Origin of the sequence: Moorena sp. SIOASIH, from assembly GCF_010671925.1 — a bacterium.
Classification (GTDB): domain Bacteria; phylum Cyanobacteriota; class Cyanobacteriia; order Cyanobacteriales; family Coleofasciculaceae; genus Moorena.
This window is the reverse complement of the sequence record NZ_JAAHIH010000004.1, coordinates 45,764-63,608: the sequence shown is the minus strand read 5'-3', so window position 1 is coordinate 63,608 and position 17,845 is coordinate 45,764. Positions and strand designations below refer to the sequence as shown.

Below are 17,845 nucleotides of genomic sequence, written 5' to 3'. Positions count from 1 at the left end.
GGTCATAGCCCATTCCCCGATTAAGCTATGACCTGATCACCCCATCCCACAGGTGTAAATCCTGCGAATGTTCTGAGTGGGTGCCTCAAATCATTCCCACGCGATCGCATTCCCTAAAATAAAGATTATATAAGGGTTTCAGTCATTAGCTTTCCTGATAATCACCCAAGATCCATCCTGCTATACGAAAATTTTTTGGCTATCTTGGTTGACTTTCCACTTGGATGATGTATAATAACAAAAGTGCAGTTGATGAACTAAGCTTGATTTAGCTTAAGTTGTCATTAGCTGGGGGTATAGCTCAGTTGGTAGAGCGCCTGCTTTGCAAGCAGGATGTCAGCGGTTCGAGTCCGCTTACCTCCACTAGTTATAGGTATTTATAGATTGATGGCTAGGGTGGGCTTTGTAGTAGAAACAAAGTTGTATAACTCCACGACCTGCGCCTAATTCCATGTAGTTGATCAGGTTTTGGAGCTTATATATAAAGGTAGTCTAAAAAAATGGACTACAACTCTGGTAAGTCCTTGTAGCTTAGTGGCTTGACTTCCTCTCGCATTTCTCCATGAGCCGCTTTGTCAGAGCGATTAAGAGCTGTTGTTGTTTTTAATGAAATTGCCCCAGGGACAAACCACCTGGGGCAAAGCCTCCTTCTCAACCAGCAAGACTCTTAGAAGGAAGGAAAAAACTAGAGCTTTGCTGTCTGAAACCTATGGTTCTAGGAAAGAGTACTTAGAACGGTTTAAAGTCTTGCCCATTGCACGTATAGTAGCAGACGGGCAACCTGGATTCTCAGGATTAGGCTCTTCTCCCTTACATGCCTCAATAACCGGGACAACATCAGGACCTTGACCCTTGAATGAATACACTTGAGGTGGTGCTTGTGAAACCGTTGCAGCACTATAGGTTTTCGTACTTGGGTTATTAGGTTTATCTGTGACAAGGATAGGTCCTAAGACTTCTGCAGGTGTATTCCCGACAATATTAGATAATGTAATTGTGAGGAGTTGATCTGGGTTCAGAGATGGGTCTTCCGAGAAGAAAAGGACACAGGAGAAATTACCCTCTGCCCCAACATTGCGCAGGTAATGTTGACTTCCCTCAGGAAAGAGGAAGAGTTCCCCCGGCCTAACAAAAGCTTCTTCAATTCTCTTTGATTCAAAAAACGTTCCGTTTTCTCCAGTTGGTATACTCTTGCCTGGGACAATGGTTCCCACTTGCCCTATGCCCTCATAACAATAACCGGCCTCCGCAGAATTGAGGTGCCAGTGGGGAGCGCGAATTCCACCCGGTGCAATAATGAGTTGGCCGACAGCCGCTCCTCCCAGAGCAGGAAAATTTTGCCCGCTAATGGCCGTTAGACTACCCAGATATTTATATTCATGAGAATCAGGACTAAGGTAATAATAGTCTTTTGCAACCACGAAATGCGCGATATTTTCCTTCGGATCGTCTGAGACTTCGTCTTGTGCCTTGAAGCCAGATAATAATTCCAGTCTACTTTTCCTGGGAATTAAACCGCAGCCGCTCATGTCTTGGAAATAACCCTTAGTGAACTCGCTGGGAGTATTGAAGAACAAGTCCCAACCATCTTGGATAGGATAAATTTCTTCAAACACACTGTCTTCGAATTGAGAACCCTCAAAGTGAAATTTGACGTTAGCAACCTGCCCATAACACCCCGATTCAAGATAGTTTTTATTTATATTTTTGGGTGTCCGATCGACTTTATAGGCCATATTTGGAGCTAGACACTGTTGACCATCACACGACGGTAGCTGTAGGCCCGGCCCTTGCCCTATTAATTGGGGAAGGGCAACCTGTTCATTGGAGCTTAGTGTCGTTTCTTGAGCCATTGCTGGTGCAGAGACAGGCCCGAAAGAAATGAACAGTGCTATCAAAACTGTACAAATGAAAACACTACACAGCGATATCATTTGTCGTTTCAAGTTTGGCATGAGAATCTCGCGTTCTAAGTAGATTTGATGCAACAAAAAAGATGAACTATACATCTTTATTGTTGACCCTGGGGGGGTGAGATGTAAGGTAAAATCCTTACTGGGCAATAATAATTTTAGCCCATAAGTTACTTAAGCTGCGCTTGACCTTGGCGAATTTAATTCGCCGAACGCGCCCCGCGTCTCCTACGGAGAAACGCGCCCCGCGTCTCCTACGGAGAAAGGAAAGCGCACCTTTGGTTAAAACTTTTTTATTAAGGCGATTCTCTGATCAGGTTTCGTCTCCGGCACACCGAAACCTGGGTCATAGACCAAGTACGCTTGGGTCGAATCGACCTCTATTTTTTCTGGCTCCGGCAAGGGTTTTACAAGTCACCTCGTAGAAGCAAGAATCCCCGTCCTTCTAGGGCGGGGAGTGTCAAAAGAAACTGGTCTGATCAGGAAATACCTAAGGTATTTTTGATAGTCTCTAGATCACTATGTGACAGATTAGGAAACTCCCAAATAAACAACCCACCTAGATCATATTTTAGAACTTGATTAAGAAAATAATTTAAGTTTTCCTGATTGAGACCAGCTGGCGTGAGGGCCAAAATAACCTTTTTATTGCTATTATTTCCTAGATGTGCGATAGTTCTCTCGATCGCCGGTCCAACATTATTCTGAATATCAGGCATAGACCACATGGCGTCACCGTAACACATCAGAATAAAACGATCACAGAGACCAGTAGCGCCAATTTTTTGAACATTTTGATTTATTTGCTTACCCTCATCACTTTGGTCTGGGTTGTTATAGTTCCAACCTGCCAAAAATGTGTAACTACTTTCTTTTGGCTTCAAGGATTCCATAGTGTCAATGATCAGATCAGTGTTCATCTGACACTCATCATCAAAATCTACTCCATCCCACCCACTAGAATTCGTTGCAGATATAATATCGTTTACATTTTGATCACTGTCAGGCATACCGTTTGGAGTACATCCTGCACCTCCATAAGTCCATAGAACTTTTCCTGGGATTGAGGGAGGATTTGTATCTTTTGGACTCCAACCTGGCTGACTAGGAGTTCCAGATGTTAAACCATTGAGATTAGTGATCATTCCATACATGGTGTAAGCAAAGCTCTCGTCGGGTGGTTGATTTGAAGTTGATTGAGTCCATCCTCCGATTACGTAATTACTCATTTGATTTTCCTAATTGAGTGTTTTTTCAGCTTGCACGCTGATTATATGGCACTTCTCAGAGCTGATTTGTAAATAAAAGCTTAAGAAGCTAATCGGCGAGTTATTAAACGAATAAGCGAGCCATTTTTCATCGCTTCGCGCTTTGGTCGTGTACAACTCATAATCCGTGACTCTTACGCCGAAATCCGTTGAGCCAACCAAACGTCCGTTCGACAATCCATCGCGCCAGGTAGAATCTCAAATTCCTTTGATGTTCGATCAATCACTTCCACTCGCACATGATCCCGATTTTCTTGTTGGACTGCATGAGCAAAGTTCTTGCCCGAATAACCGATCTGCGACCCAAATCACTTCTAATTGCCTGAGATCAGCCGATTGCTAACCGAACCTTTGAGAACATCCAGGAGTTAGAGCAACTTCTATGTGTTCGCGAAGCGTCGGCTTTACCTAATCGCTGTTGCGTACTGCTCAAACAGCCTGAGTTGATCCGGGGACTAACCCATTTTCAGGCTTTGGCAGGATGCAAATGCTTAACAGTAACTATTTAGCCGGATTTCATATTAACTGTTCCCGTAGCGTGGCCATTAGCCTTGGGCTTGGCCATAGGCCAAGGCTAATGGCTGATACGCGACACGCTGATAGCTGATAGCTGAGTGCTTACCATGACTAATAACTAATCACCACTAACTCTTATGCCATTCAGAAATTGATTTTTAAAAAATAGACGATATAGTTCGCAACTAGCTGTGGCTCGATTCCCGCGAATTTTGATCAAACCCAAGCTTTCCAATTTATAAGCAGTTAGTGCTTCTAATTCCACACTTTCTGTGGCCATGACTACTTCCTTAAAAGCAGCAAATAGGTCATGATGGGGTAACAAAGCGGCTAGATAGTAACGCAAATAGTTACTATAAATTCCAGTTTGAGTTGGTGCTTCCTCTAGTAATTGTTCTAAGCTAACATCTTGTTTGGTGAGATGATAAAGGGCAAGACGAATTAAACTGGGACAACGACCTACCATAGTCACTAAAGGAGCAAGACGTTTCATGGCTTGGTCACCTTTTGCCCAATCCAAACCATGACGCTGGGCTAAGTCTAGCACTTGCTCATTGGTAAATTCTGGGAGTTTAATGGCTAGGCCAACATTAAAGGGCGATTGATTAAGTTTTAGTGGCACATATACATCTGTAGCATGAGCTATCACCCATCTTACGTTTTGCCAAATTTCCAGTTCCCTAGCATCCTCATACCAAGAGCGTAGCAAAGACAGAAAATCCCTAGAAAGTTCTGGATACTCAAAAATTTGATTCACTTCATCTAAAGCAATAACAATTGGCCTATCGACTTGCTCTAGCAAATAGTCTTCAAAGTAAGTGGTACAACTGACCTTAGAGCCAATGTCAGAATCCCAATAGTGATCCAGTTGGAGGGATAAACCCAATTGCCGACTGACGTTGGCACAAAACCAACGTAAGAACTTATCCAGGTTAGTGAAAACTTGGGAGTCAGCTCGGTGTAAACTTAAAGTAACAGTACGAAAGCCCTGTTTCCTCGCATAAGCCACAATCCTTCGCACTAGGGAAGTCTTTCCTTTCTGTCTGGGGCCTTTAATATGAATCAGGCTACCTGGTTTGCTAACTTCTGCGTAGGTAAGCGCTTCAATGGGAGGACGTTCGATGTATAAATTGGAGTTCAGTGGTACCGGACCACTGGGAAAATCTAGCTCTGGTACCAGAGCAGGGTATAGGGAATTACCGAAACTGCTTTTGATCCTGTCGTGATAGCCATAAATCCCTAGAGAGGATAGCTGAGCTCGGGAGTACCGCCTCAAAACTGAGCGGACATTACTTTTGGTAACTTTTTGTTTGAGAGCCACAGAGAGACGTTGCCAAAGTTTGAATCCTACATCTCTAATGTAACTATGCTCATAGCCGCAGCTTTCGGCAATCTCAGCGTAAGTCTTCCCTTCCCAAACTTCACAGAAGACGGTCTCTTGAAGGTTACTGAAGGAGTAATCGGGCAAAATTGTGTCCAAAACAGCTAGGGCTTCGTCTGCCATCATTGACTAGGTTGAAAGCCAACACACCAAACACTAGCTTTACTTTGACATAGAATTGCCAAAATTTTCGTGCAATGAAGCAATTTTTTGCAATTTTTTACGACTATTACCAGCAGATGGCGCACTCCAATCTAGGTCAAATTCCCGATTTTTTCAGGCAGACAATTTCCATAGGTCTTTTCTAAAATCAACTCAACGTTGTTTAAGTCTGGTATCCCAAGACGATTGAGTGATGAAAAAACAAGTTTTCGGAGCAGTTTCAGCCCTAGCATTCGCTGCATCTGTGCTGCCTATAGCCATCCCTAGTCTGGTACCAGCGGCTCAGGCTCAAGCGGGTTTTGTACCGAATGCTCCCTATGTTGCCAGCGCTGGAATTGCTGGAGCTGCAGGGGATAGGCATTTTATTACGGTTGCTGTGGCTGCGTTTCCAATTAATGCTGTTGTGATTGAATGTACCAATCTCGCTGGTGTTCGCAAAGCAACCGTTACTAATCAGTTTGGTGAGAGAGTGGCGGCAACCACAGCAGTTTCTAAGAGTCCTGAAGGTGGTATGGCTCTTACAGTGACCTTGAATAAACCGGTCAAACCAGGCAATGTCCTGCGCATTGTGATGGATGGGGTAGAACAAAATCGAGAAGGGGGAGCGATGCTTTATCGAGTATCTGCCCTGACCGAAAATATCTCCTATCCCTTTCCTGTAGGTACGGCAATGTTGCTGGAGCCGGTCCTGAGTGACTAGATTGACACTCCCCGCCCGCTTATGGACGGGGATTCTTGATTCAACGAGATGACTTGTTCAACCAGGCCGGAGCCAGGAAAAATAGAGGTCTCCTCTCCCCAAGCGTAGAGGGTCTATGACCCAGGTTTCGGTGTGCCCCACCGTACCTTGTCTTGATGCAAAGCGCGAGTGGGGGAAACCCCCGTGAGGCCACTGCATCGCTTTTTTTTTATATAGATAGATAGATACTTTTTTAATCTAATTTTTTTCATAGACGTAAAGAGTCGTTAGACCAAATTACGCAATATGCATCTGATACATATTTTTTACGTTGCCTACTTATTTTTAGATAGTATTTATCTAGCTTTTTAGTTTTTTATTTATAATATAATCATAACACGCTCTGTGAAAACTGTCAAGTTTTAGCTGAAAAATAAAGCCGTCCTATAAGGACGGGGCGCGATTACCCAATTTTTTCGGTAAATAGGGTTGTTCGCGTAGCGTGGCCAATAGGCCAAGGTTGAATGTTGTTTGGTTGAAGGTTGAAGGTTGTTTGGTTGAAGGTTGAAGGTTGTTTGGTTGTTCCCGTAGCGTGGCCGAAAGGCCAAGGTTGTTTGGTTAGACCTTGCAGCATTAGTATTTTTATGATAAGGCTTGCGTCAATTCTTCTGACCTATTCCCTGTTCCTTGATCCGAAGTTCCTTTATCCCAAGTTCCCGAATTTCTCTGTCTTTCGATATCCGAGCCAAGTACTTCAGGATTTTTTCAAAGGAGTTAAGCTAGCATCAACCAGATGGACAACTTAAAGGAGAAGTTTTATATGGGAAGCGAAGGTAATCTGATCGATGCAGCTTGGCAAGCGCTGGAAGATTCGATTATCTCTTATCAAGGTAATCCCGTGGGCACAGTAGCGTCGAAAGACCCGGATATGGAAGCCCTGAATTATGACCAGTGCTTTACGCGGGATTTCGCGGTGTCGGCTATGGCATTGCTGATGAGGGGCAAGGGAGGAATTGTGCGCAATTTCCTGATCGAAACCCTAGGGCTTCAAAGCCGTGAAAAGCATATGGATTGCTTTAAGGCGGGTCTTGGATTGATGCCAGCTAGCTTTAAAGTGATACATAAGAAGGAACAAGAGCATTTAGGGGCGGATTTTGGGGAACATGCGATCGCACGAGTTGCTCCAGTAGATTCTGGCTTATGGTGGTTGCTGATTTTAAGGGCTTATGTCAAGGCAACTGGTGATCAAGCCCTTGCCCACCAGACACGGTTCCAACGGGGAATCAAATTAGTTCTAGATCTGTGTCTGACTAAGCGATTTGATTTGTTTCCCACCATGTTGGTGCCGGATGGTGCCTTCATGATTGACCGACGGATGGGAGTGGATGGATATCCGTTGGATATTCAAGCCCTATTCTACACTGCGTTGCAGGCGGCTAGTGAGTTGTTGTTGCCAGAAGATGATTATGTTCCTGTGGTCAAGGAGCGCTTGGGTCATCTGACTTATCATATTCGGAATTACTATTGGTTGAATTTAGACCGCCTCAAGGAAATCTATCGCTACGATGTGGAAGAGTTCGGTGAAGCGGCAATCAATAAGTTTAATGTCTATGCTGACACTATTCCTGATTGGCTAATGCAATGGTTGCCAGATTCAGGGGGATATTTTGTGGGTAACCTTGGACCAGGACGGATGGATTTTCGCTTTTTTGCCCAAGGTAATTTAATGGCAATTATTACTTCCCTAGCTACTGAAGAACAATCCCAAGCCATTATGGACTTGATCGAGCAACGCTGGGAGGATTTAGTGGGAGAAATGCCCATGAAAGTTTGTTTTCCGGCTTTGGAAGGTCGCGATTGGCAAATTATCACAGGTTGTGATCCCAAAAATACTCCTTGGTCTTACCATAATGCGGGGAATTGGCCGTTCTTGTTGTGGGAATTAGCAGCAGCAGCACAAAAAACTGGCAAATCTGAACTGGCTCGTAAAGCCTTAACCATTGCTGCCCAATGCCTGCTTAAGGATAACTGGCCAGAGTACTATGATGGTAAAAATGGTCGCCTGATTGGCAAAAAAGCTAGGAAAGTTCAAACCTGGACAATTGCTGGCTTTTTAGCAGCACAACAGTTGATAGATAATCCGGATCATCTTAAGTTAGTTAGTTTTGAAGACACTGCTGTGATGATTTGCTCTATGGATATTGCGGAAATTGTTGCTATGAACAAATAAATTTAAATTTATTTAAATTTATTTAAAATAACTTAAAATAACTTAAAATTGGTACTTTGTAAGTACCAATTTTAAATTAACAATTGCCAAAATTACCAAGTACCAAGTACCAATGACTAATGACTAATGACTTGGGACGAGAAATTTTACGAGCAGCAGTTAATCAAGGGTTGGGATGCTGCCCATGAGCTCAAAACTACCCCCAGTTGGATCCAGCAATTAGTATGGGCGGCTGACCAATTTATAGTCAACCGCCCCTTAGTAGATGCACCTGATGATAAAACGATTATGGCAGTGTATCCTTGGTTTGGGGATTGGGGGCGTGATACCATGATCAGTTTGCCAGGATTGACTCTATCGACCGGTCGTCCTGAAGTTGCTCGCACTATTCTCCGCACCTTTGCCCGTTATATTGATCAAGGGATGTTACCCAATCTCTTTCCAGATGTAGGAACGAAACCAGAATACAACACCGTGGATGCTACACTCTGGTATTTCGAGGCAATCCGTGCCTATTACGAAGCAAGGCAAGATCAGGCGTTGATAGCGGAATTGTTTCCAATTCTAGAAGAGGTAATTGACTGGCATCGTCGGGGAACTCGCTACAGCATTCACTTAGAGAACGATGGTTTAATTTATGCAGGGGAAGCGGGAGTCCAGCTGACTTGGATAGATGGCGAAAGGCTTGCGCCCCTACTGGATAGGGAGCAACAGCGCAGTGTGGTGGATACGATTGCTCGAACTTTGCTGACTTCCTATGGATTGCGATCGCTTTCTCAAGATCATCCCCAATACAGTGGACACTACGGTGGCAATCCTGTTGAGCGAGACAGCGTTTATCACCAAGGCACCACTTGGGCTTGGTTAATCGGGCATTTTGTCCAAGCTCATTTACGTGTATACAACGATCCTACCACAGCCCTTACTTTTCTTGACCCCATAGCCAATCACCTCCAAGCTGCTTGTGTAGGAACGATTAGTGAAATTTTTGACGGGGATGCCCCCATGACCCCACGAGGGTGTTTTGCCCAAGCTTGGAGTGTAGCAGAAGTGCTTCGTGCTTGGCTGCTGATTTCAAATTGGAATAATTACCCATAGTTAACGCGCTACACGGGGACACGGCGACACCTCACAGGGGTAGGTTTTTTACATTTGGGTCGGGAGTCGGGAGTCGGGAGTCGGGAGTCAGGAGTCGGGAGTCGGGAGTCGGGAGTCGGGAGTCGGGAGTCGGGAGTCGGGAGTCGGGAGTCGGGAGTCGGGATAAGAAATTTGAGTGTACCTAGTAATAATTGATAATTGGTAATTGATAATTGGTAATTGATAATTGATAATTGATAATTGATAATTAATGATTGGTAAGGGCAAATTAATAATTAATAATTATTAATTGGTAATGGCTAATTAGTAACTGATCAAACTATACTTGATTGCATTCAGACCTTCAACATTCAACCAACTAACCTTAAACCTTAAACTAACTAACCTTAAACCTTCAACTAACTAACCTTCAACCTTCAACTAACTAACCTTCAACCTTAAACCAACTAACCTTCAACCTTAAACCAACTAACCTTCAACCTTCAACCAACTAACCTTCAACCTTCAACTAACTAACCTTCAACCTTCAACTAACTAACCTTCAACCTTCAACTAACTAACCTTGGCCTTTGGCCACGCTACGCGAACAACCAAATAACAACTAAGCTAACAATTTTAAAAGCGATGCAGCTGGCCTGAGTTATGACTGAAGAATATCAAAGACTCGAAGAAGCTCGAAATCACATTATCCACTGGAAACGCTGGGGTCCTTACCTAAGTGAGCGACAGTGGGGAACAGTACGGGAAGACTATAGCCCCGATGGACAAGCGTGGGATTATTTTACCCATGACCAGGCGCGATCGCGTACTTACCGTTGGGGTGAAGATGGTATTTTAGGTATTTGTGATGATCAACAGTATTTGTGTTTTGCCCTAGCGCTATGGAATGGTAAAGACCCGATCCTTAAAGAACGGATTTATGGTTTAACCGGCCCTGAAGGTAATCACGGGGAAGATGTTAAAGAGTATTATTTCTATCTAGATAGTACTCCTACCCACTCCTACATGAAGGGATTGTACAAATATCCCCAAGCTGAGTTTCCCTATGCTTGGCTAGTGCAGGAAAACCAACGTCGGGGACCGCAAGCACCAGAGTTTGAACTGCTGGATACAGGGGTATTCCAGGAAAATCGTTACTATGATGTATTCCTAGAGTATGCCAAAGCCTCGGCGGAGCAAATTTTAATCCAAATTACTGCCATTAATCGAGGACCAGATCCTCAAACCCTCCATATCCTACCTACTCTCTGGTTCCGCAATACTTGGTCTTGGAATCCTAATTCTGCCAAACCCCTAATCAAGGTTGCTAAATCTGATCACCAATTCAGTGTCCTGGAAGCCTCCCATCCCACATTAGGACAACGCTGGTTTTACTGTGAGGGTTCACCAGAATTATTATTTACTGATAACGAAACCAATTATCAGCGCTTGTTTGGGGTAGAGAATCGGTCTGCCTATGTTAAAGATGGCATTAACAACTATGTGGTTCAGGGTGACAAGAATGCCGTCAATCCTAGCAGAGTCGGCACAAAAGTGGCTCCCCATTACCGATTTACTATTGGTGCTGGGGAGACTCAGGTGATTAAGCTGTGGCTGAGTGATGCTCCCAATATCCCCCAACCCTTTGGCAGTGAGTTTTCACGGATTCTTGCCACCCGTCGCTCAGAAGCGGATCAGTTTTACCATGCGATCGCACCACCCGGACTCAATGACGATCAGCGTAATATTCAGCGTCAAGCCTTCGCAGGACTGTTGTGGAGTAAACAGTATTACTACTACGACGTAGAAACCTGGCTCAAGGGTGACCCCAATCAACCGCCACCTCCACCAGAACGCCTAAAAGTCAGGAATCAGCAATGGAATCATCTCAACAATGCAGATATTATTTCGATGCCCGATAAATGGGAATATCCCTGGTTTGCGGCATGGGATTTGGCATTCCACTGCATCCCCTTAGCAATGATTGATCCAGATTTTGCTAAGAATCAACTTGACTTAATGACGCGGGAGTGGTATATGCATCCCAATGGGCAAATTCCCGCCTATGAATGGAACTTTTCAGATGTCAATCCTCCCGTGCATGGGTGGGCAACCTGGCAAGTTTATCAGCTCGAAAAACAGTTGCATGGAACAGGCGATCGCCAGTTTTTAGAACGGGTCTTTCAAAAGCTTCTGCTTAACTTTACCTGGTGGGTTAACCGCAAAGATTTCGACGGCAACAATGTATTTGAAGGAGGGTTTTTAGGCTTAGATAATATTGGAGTATTTGACCGCAGTTCAGACCTTCCAAGCGGAGGATATATTGAGCAATCCGATGGCACCAGCTGGATGGGAATGTACTGTCTGAATATGCTCACTATTGCCCTAGAATTAGCTTTAGAAAACCCTGTCTATGAAGACATGGCTACTAAGTTTTTTGAACACTTCCTCTATATTGCCGCTGCTATGAATAATATTGGGGAAGATGAGACGCAATTGTGGGATGAAGAGGATGGCTTTTTCTATGATGTGCTCCACTTACCTAATCAGGAACAGTTGCGCCTGAAAGTACGCTCCATGGTAGGGTTAATTCCTCTGTTTGCCGTCACTACTATAGAACCAGAGACGCTCAATAAACTTCCGGGTTTTAAAAAACGATTGGAGTGGTTTATTCAACATCGCCCTGATCTCAAACGCAATGTTGCCTGTATGGAAACTAAGGGAGTAGGCGCAAAGCGGATGCTTGCTCTATGTTATATGACTCTTGGAAAAGTGGTAAAAAGTGATAAATTCCGCCGTCTTCTGAGCAAGTTGTTGGATGAAAATGAGTTTTTAAGTGACTATGGTATCCGAGCCATTTCTAAGTTTCATAAGGATAATCCTTATCGATTCTATGTCAATGATCATGAACATCGTGTAGACTACGAACCCGCTGAATCTAGTAATGGGTTATTTGGGGGAAATTCTAACTGGCGTGGTCCGATTTGGATGCCCCTTAATTATCTCTTAATTGAATCCTTGCAAACTTTCCATTACTATTTAGGAGATACCTTTAAAGTGGAATGCCCTACAGGCTCAGGTAATCTGATGACCCTTGGGGAAGTTTCTGTAGAACTATCCCGGCGTCTGATTCGGATTTTCCAGAAAAATCAATCCAGTCATCGTCCTATTTATGGCGAAATTCATGAATTTAAAACTGATCCGAATTGGCACAATTTAATTCTGTTCTATGAATATTTCCATGGAGATAGTGGCTTAGGAATTGGAGCAAGCCACCAAACTGGTTGGACTGGATTAATTGCCAAACTGATCCAAGAATATGCTGATTGTAGTGACTCTAAATGATTTGTGGACAATACCTGGGGGGGTGACATGCAAGCTGAAATCCTTACTGAGTAATCATTTCAACCCATAATTTACAAAAAGATACATTCTGTTTTGGGCTGAATTTGGACGTATTTATAAGGGTTTGAGCTTCCAGAAAATCATTCATAAGGTCAATTTGGGACTGTATCTTCCATGAGCCCATTGGCATCAAAGCCTTATAAAGTAAGCTTTTTGGGGCTCATGTCACCCCCTCAGGGACAATACTTTTATTTAAAACGTCAGTGCTAGGGTGCTTTATTAACCCATCCTACCGGTATAGTTATTACCTAACTCTGGCTCAATTAAGTAGGTGGGCATAAATAAACGTTAAATTATGCTATGGTGCTATAGTGATATAAGAGCTAATTGTCTAACTATGAAAACATTAAGTAACTTCATTTGTGTGGTAGTAATTTTTATATTATTTTTGTTGACTTTCCCTCAAAGCAATCTCGCATCATCATCTTGTCCAGTAGAAGGCCAAACCATGTCTAAGGTTGAACTCTATTTTGGTTTAAACATCCCTGGTGGCGGAAAAGTGGAACCTCTAGTATGGCAAAAGTTCCTTGATAATGTAATAAGCCCTCGATTTCCAGATGGGCTAAGCATTGACAAAATATCAGGACAATGGCGAGATGCTAAAACAGACAAGACAATACAGGAGGAGTCCCGTATGGTGATGATCCTTTATAAGCGCTCTGCAAAGGCAGAGCAAGCTATTGAAGATATCCGTGCCGCCTATAAGTCACAATTCCAACAAGACTCAGTTATGCGTCTTGATGAGATAAACTGTGTCTCATTTTGAATCGATGGTACATCTGGACACGATATAATTCATTGAAACCAGGGTAAGCGCAAGAAAAAATTGCCCATAATGTGGATTGAATGGATATCGGTTGATCGTGGCTCGAAACCCCTATAATCTCGTAGAAATGTACTCGCAATAGAATTAATTTGTTGAGAATGGCGCGGTTTTTTTATCAATAAGCCTAGGCTTATTGATTCTTGCGCTTACCCTGTCATTTAAACTTTGCTATTGTCAACGTCTATGTCAAGTTTCATTGCTAAAACAACAGATTGGTTGAATCGGATTCCAGGGCGTGGTTACTTATTGATCGCTATCCTAATTTTTGCAGCAGCAAATTCGGTTATTCGTAAGCTCACTGACCTGGGTGCAGATAATTTAATTGATGGTAGAAATCCTATTTCGTTCTGTAATGTTTTGTTTGTTGGCAATCTCTGCGCGTTGCTAGCGTTGATTGCTATTTATGGACGACAGTGGAATTTTCGGTCCATAAGACAACTCTCTGGAACAGATTGGTTAGGGTTACTGGGTGTTGCAGTTTTGTCAGGAGCACTGGCACCATCTCTGATATTTATCGCTCTTGAGCGCACTGCTGTTAATAATGTAGTGCTGATTGGACGCATTGAGCCTCCTCTTGCTTTGGCTTTGTCAGTTTTACTTCTCAAAGAACGGGTAAATCGTTGGGTAGTAGGTGGTGCGATTATTTCATTTATTGGTGTAATCCTGACTATTGTGCTTCAGCCTCCCCAGGAAAACATGATTAGTATGGCGGGAGGCTTTAGGATTGGTGTCGGTGAATTGATGGCAGCAGCAGGTGCGATCGCATTAGCAATTTCTACGATTATTAGTAAAGTCAAGCTGCGCCAAATTCCTCTGGGAATCTTTACGGTGTTCAGAACTGCTACAGGTACAGTCATTTTCTTTATTGTGGTGATTAAGTTATTTGGACTAGGTCACTTTATGAATGTTTTCTCACCCTTTGTCTGGCAATGGATGCTCCTCTATGGGTCTGTGATTGTAGTAGGGGGTCAACTCTGTTGGTTTAAGGGTTTGAAGACTACTAGCGCATCCGATGTTTCTCTGGCAAGTTCCTTTAGTCCAGTAGCGGGGATTTTAGCAGCTTACTTGATTCTCTCAGAAGTACCAACAATAGCTCAATATATTGGGGGTGCTGTAATTATTTGCGGCATTGTCCTGAATCAAATTGGTATTTCTCGCAAGCTTCCTAAAACTGATACTCTAATTGTGAGAGAATCGACTAAAGAAATGGAAGTCGGATTTAAGGGAGTATGAATGTAAGCATTCAGCCGTCAGCATTCAGCCGTCAGCCTTTAGCTGAAGCTACTTGAGGTGCAGACTTAAATCAGATTAAATGAAGGTTACCTGTTTTATTGAAAAGCTGTCATTGTAGCTTACCCATAGCCCATCAGCTGATAGCTTATAGCTGATAGCTTAAGTATGAATTATGGTTAAAAATAAAAAAATGATGTTAATAAAAGCAAAATTTAAACGTTGATTAAACCATTAAATTAAACTTTTTTAAACATTGGATATGGGGAATTTTAAACCTTGACTTACATCAGCATCACCACCGATCGATTGGAACTTATTGCCGGTACACCAGAACTGGTGCAATCAGAAATGACTCCCTCACGGTTTACTGCTTTAATTGATGCTCACATTCCAAAAGCTTGGCCCCCAGAAGGCCATCATGCTGGCACTATGGAATTTACTGCACAACGGTTAAGGGAGGGCTCGGATCAGATTGGTTGGTGGTGCTGGTATTTTGTTCTTCTAGACAAGAGGAAAAATGAACGAGTATTAATCGGTATTGGTGGTTTTAAGGGACAAGCTACCCCGGATGGTATGGTATAAATCGGCTATTCTGTGTTACCAGAGTTTCAAAGGTTTGGATACGCTACGGAAGCAGTTAATGCACTGAATAGTTGGGCGTTTTCCCATGTCACAATTGAGGGAGTGATAGCAGAGACATTACCGGAATTGATTCCATCTATCCGAGTTTTGGAAAAAAATGGATTTATTAAGATTACTGGAGGGTCTGAACCTGGAGTGATTAAATTTATGCGATCGCGTCATGGTTTGGTAAATCTTTAGAAGTATTAACATGCTTATGTTACTAGTTATAGAGTAAGCTATCAGCTATCAGCGTGTCGCGTATCAGCTAATGGGCTACGTGCATGGTACTTGAGGTGCCAAAGGCCAAGGCTTGACCGCTCACAACTGACTACTAAACACTGACTACTGACTACTGATGGCTGACGGCTGAATGCTTACGTTATAGAGATGTCACTATGGAGATGTCACTATGGAGATGTTAGCCAAATTTGCTGAAAGAGTTACCGAGCGCTTGATGGCTGGGATGTTAACGTTTCCTGATGGGAAAGCTTGGGTTATTGTAGTTATCTTAATCGTGATCTATGGTTTAATTGCTTTACCGATTGGTTTACGGAACGGCTTTCTGCAACTGGATCAGAACTTACTTACTATTGAGGAAACCCCATTATCCCCCTTCTCAAAGGAAACTGATCATGATGCCCCATTATCTCCCTTACTCATAGAAAGTGATGTAAGTGCTGTTAAGGTCAAAACCTCTTGGCCTATAGTGGTAAAGATTATGATAACTGCTCTGTTTACACCAGCAATACTTGAAGAGATATTTTTCCGGGTTTTATTATTACCTCATCCCTCAGAAAACCCTTCCTTAATTTCAATATACGCTTGGTCTACAGTAAGTTTAGTCATTTTTGTTATCTATCATCCGCTGAATGCTATCACCTTCTATCCGGCGGCAAGGGAAACATTTTTTCAACCTATGTTTCTCTTCCTAGCTACGCTTTTGGGAATTATTTGTACTATTGCTTATCTTCAAAGTGGCTCCATCTGGACAGCTGTAGTCATTCACTGGTTGTTTGTTGTGATCTGGCTGATTGGCTTGGGTGGTAAAAGTAGACTTTTGTATAACAATCCTAAATGAATTGTGAGAATTTTTGATACGAAGTTACCTAGTCCCTGCTCCCTACTCCCTGCTCCCTACTCCCTAGTCCCTGCTCCCTGTTCCCTTTGCTATAACACTGACGCACTCAGGACTTAGATAAATTTCATGAACACTGAACTATTTGCGATTATTGCCCTATTTATTCTCGGCTTTGGTTTAATTTCTGGGCGCATTGAGAAAAGTGTGATTACTCCACCGATGGCTTTTGTTACCTTTGGACTTTTATTGAGTCCGCAATTGTTGGGTTTATTGAATCTGGAGGTAGAGCATGAGCTTGTTGGGATAATTGCTGAATTTACCTTGATTCTGGTTTTGTTCACTGATGCTTCTCGGATTAATCTTAAACTGTTGCGTCACGAGTACAATTTACCGGTACGTCTGTTAGGTATTGGTCTACCACTGACAATTATCCTAGGAACAATTTTGGCAGTACTGTTGCTTGGAGGTAGGTTAGAATTCTGGGAAGCAGCAGCCTTGGCAACAATTCTGGCTCCCACTGATGCGGCTTTAGGACAAGCGGTGGTCAGCAGTCCTCGTGTTCCGATTTGTATTCGTCAATCCCTCAATGTTGAAAGTGGTTTGAATGATGGTATTTGTTTACCGATTCTATTAATTTTCCTTTCCTTAGCTGGAACAATGGAAGGGACGGGAACAGCAAGCTTTTGGTTTCGCTTTGCTGCAATGCAAGTTATTCTCGGGCCAATCGTTGGGGTAGCAGTTGGCTATATTGGCGGTTACTTGGTGTCACAGAGTGTTCGCTACAAGTGGATTACTCATAGTTTTGAAGATTTATCGGTATTAGGACTGTCTTTATGTGCTTATGCGATTGCAGAATTAGTGGGGGGAAATGGTTTTATTGCGGCGTTTTGTGCTGGCTTAACCCTAGGGAATACAGCTCCATCAATTTGTGATTGTTTGTATGAGTTTGGAGAAGCAGAGGGACAGTTGCTGGTGCTGCTGATTTTTATGATTTATGGCTCAATGATGGTGTTTCCTGCTCTCGATAGCGTCAATTGGCAGATGGTATTATACGCCGTTGCTACTCTGACCATTGCTCGGATGGTAGGGGTTGCTATTAGCGTGATTGGTATGAAGTTGCGTTGGTATACTATCTTATTTCTGGGCTGGTTTGGACCGAGGGGAGTGGCTTCAATATTGTATGGTTTACTAATTTTAGAGGGGGATGGAATTCAGGGTAGTGAAGTGATGTTTAGCACTATGGTAGTAACTGTATTGATTAGTGTTTTTGCTCATGGTTTAACGGCTTTTCCAGGAGCTAACTGGTATGGTAAGCGCATGGCAAGGTTTAAAGCTACCCATGAGATCCCAGAATTGATGCCACGGTCGGAAATGCCTGTTCGTTTGTCTTGGCGCAAATGATAGGTTTTAGGTTTTAGGGAGTAGGGAGTAGGGAGCAGGGAGTAGGCAAGCT

At 43.2% G+C, this 17,845-nt stretch carries 14 protein-coding genes, 1 tRNA gene and 1 pseudogene; 11 read left to right on the top strand and 5 right to left on the bottom strand.

Annotated elements, in window-relative coordinates:
- The first annotated feature begins 290 nt into the window (after positions 1 to 290).
- A tRNA-Ala gene (locus F6J90_RS21600) sits at positions 291 to 363 on the top strand.
- Between the two features lie 344 nt (positions 364 to 707).
- On the opposite strand, the gene F6J90_RS21595 is transcribed toward F6J90_RS21600, so the two are convergent.
- From F6J90_RS21595 to F6J90_RS21585, 3 genes are all read right to left on the bottom strand, one after another.
- Positions 708 to 1,853, bottom strand: a complete 1,146-nt coding sequence (locus F6J90_RS21595; protein ID WP_293098069.1) for a cupin domain-containing protein — start codon at positions 1,851 to 1,853, stop codon at positions 708 to 710.
- 539 nt (positions 1,854 to 2,392) lie between these two features.
- A complete protein-coding gene (locus F6J90_RS21590; RefSeq protein WP_293098067.1) occupies positions 2,393 to 3,142 on the bottom strand; it encodes a hypothetical protein in 750 nt (249 codons plus the stop codon).
- Between the two features lie 673 nt (positions 3,143 to 3,815).
- Positions 3,816 to 5,204 (bottom strand): AAA-like domain-containing protein, encoded by a 1,389-nt coding sequence (locus tag F6J90_RS21585; protein ID WP_293098064.1) that lies wholly within the window; start codon positions 5,202 to 5,204, stop codon positions 3,816 to 3,818.
- Between the two features lie 229 nt (positions 5,205 to 5,433).
- On the opposite strand from F6J90_RS21585, the gene F6J90_RS21580 reads away from it, so the two are divergent.
- Entirely contained in the window at positions 5,434 to 5,940 is a 507-nt protein-coding gene (locus tag F6J90_RS21580) for a hypothetical protein (protein ID WP_293098062.1), read from the top strand.
- A 442-nt stretch (positions 5,941 to 6,382) separates the two neighbouring features.
- Here the strand turns inward: F6J90_RS21580 and F6J90_RS21575 are convergent, their stop codons facing one another.
- Complete coding sequence (locus tag F6J90_RS21575) at positions 6,383 to 6,553, bottom strand: hypothetical protein (protein ID WP_293098060.1); 171 nt, start codon at positions 6,551 to 6,553, stop codon at positions 6,383 to 6,385.
- A gap of 159 nt (positions 6,554 to 6,712) precedes the next feature.
- Between F6J90_RS21575 and F6J90_RS21570 the strand changes: the two genes are divergently transcribed.
- Positions 6,713 to 8,149, top strand: coding sequence for a glycoside hydrolase 100 family protein (locus F6J90_RS21570; protein ID WP_293098057.1), 1,437 nt, complete (start codon positions 6,713 to 6,715; stop codon positions 8,147 to 8,149).
- 198 nt (positions 8,150 to 8,347) lie between these two features.
- Positions 8,348 to 9,247, top strand: a pseudogene (locus tag F6J90_RS21565) (amylo-alpha-1,6-glucosidase); the annotation flags it as partial.
- An 87-nt stretch (positions 9,248 to 9,334) separates the two neighbouring features.
- Here the strand turns inward: F6J90_RS21565 and F6J90_RS21560 are convergent.
- Complete coding sequence (locus F6J90_RS21560; protein WP_293098055.1) at positions 9,335 to 9,514, bottom strand: hypothetical protein; 180 nt, start codon at positions 9,512 to 9,514, stop codon at positions 9,335 to 9,337.
- A 375-nt stretch (positions 9,515 to 9,889) separates the two neighbouring features.
- On the opposite strand from F6J90_RS21560, the gene F6J90_RS21555 reads away from it, so the two are divergent.
- The 7 genes from F6J90_RS21555 (at position 9,890) to F6J90_RS21525 (ending at position 17,793) form a co-directional block, all read left to right on the top strand.
- Positions 9,890 to 12,571 (top strand): glucosidase, encoded by a 2,682-nt coding sequence (locus F6J90_RS21555; RefSeq protein WP_293098052.1) that lies wholly within the window; start codon positions 9,890 to 9,892, stop codon positions 12,569 to 12,571.
- A gap of 397 nt (positions 12,572 to 12,968) precedes the next feature.
- The gene (locus F6J90_RS21550) at positions 12,969 to 13,397 is read left to right on the top strand and encodes a DUF3574 domain-containing protein (protein ID WP_293098050.1); all 429 of its coding nucleotides are present in this window, start codon (positions 12,969 to 12,971) and stop codon (positions 13,395 to 13,397) included.
- Between the two features lie 243 nt (positions 13,398 to 13,640).
- Positions 13,641 to 14,690, top strand: coding sequence for a DMT family transporter (locus F6J90_RS21545; RefSeq protein WP_293098048.1), 1,050 nt, complete (start codon positions 13,641 to 13,643; stop codon positions 14,688 to 14,690).
- A 276-nt stretch (positions 14,691 to 14,966) separates the two neighbouring features.
- A complete protein-coding gene (locus F6J90_RS21540) occupies positions 14,967 to 15,272 on the top strand; it encodes a hypothetical protein (protein WP_293098045.1) in 306 nt (101 codons plus the stop codon).
- 12 nt (positions 15,273 to 15,284) lie between these two features.
- Positions 15,285 to 15,512, top strand: a complete 228-nt coding sequence (locus tag F6J90_RS21535) for a GNAT family N-acetyltransferase (protein WP_293098043.1) — start codon at positions 15,285 to 15,287, stop codon at positions 15,510 to 15,512.
- A gap of 217 nt (positions 15,513 to 15,729) precedes the next feature.
- Entirely contained in the window at positions 15,730 to 16,392 is a 663-nt protein-coding gene (locus F6J90_RS21530) for a CPBP family glutamic-type intramembrane protease (protein ID WP_293098041.1), read from the top strand.
- A gap of 126 nt (positions 16,393 to 16,518) precedes the next feature.
- Complete coding sequence (locus F6J90_RS21525; protein WP_293098039.1) at positions 16,519 to 17,793, top strand: cation:proton antiporter; 1,275 nt, start codon at positions 16,519 to 16,521, stop codon at positions 17,791 to 17,793.
- Positions 17,794 to 17,845 lie beyond the last annotated feature (52 nt).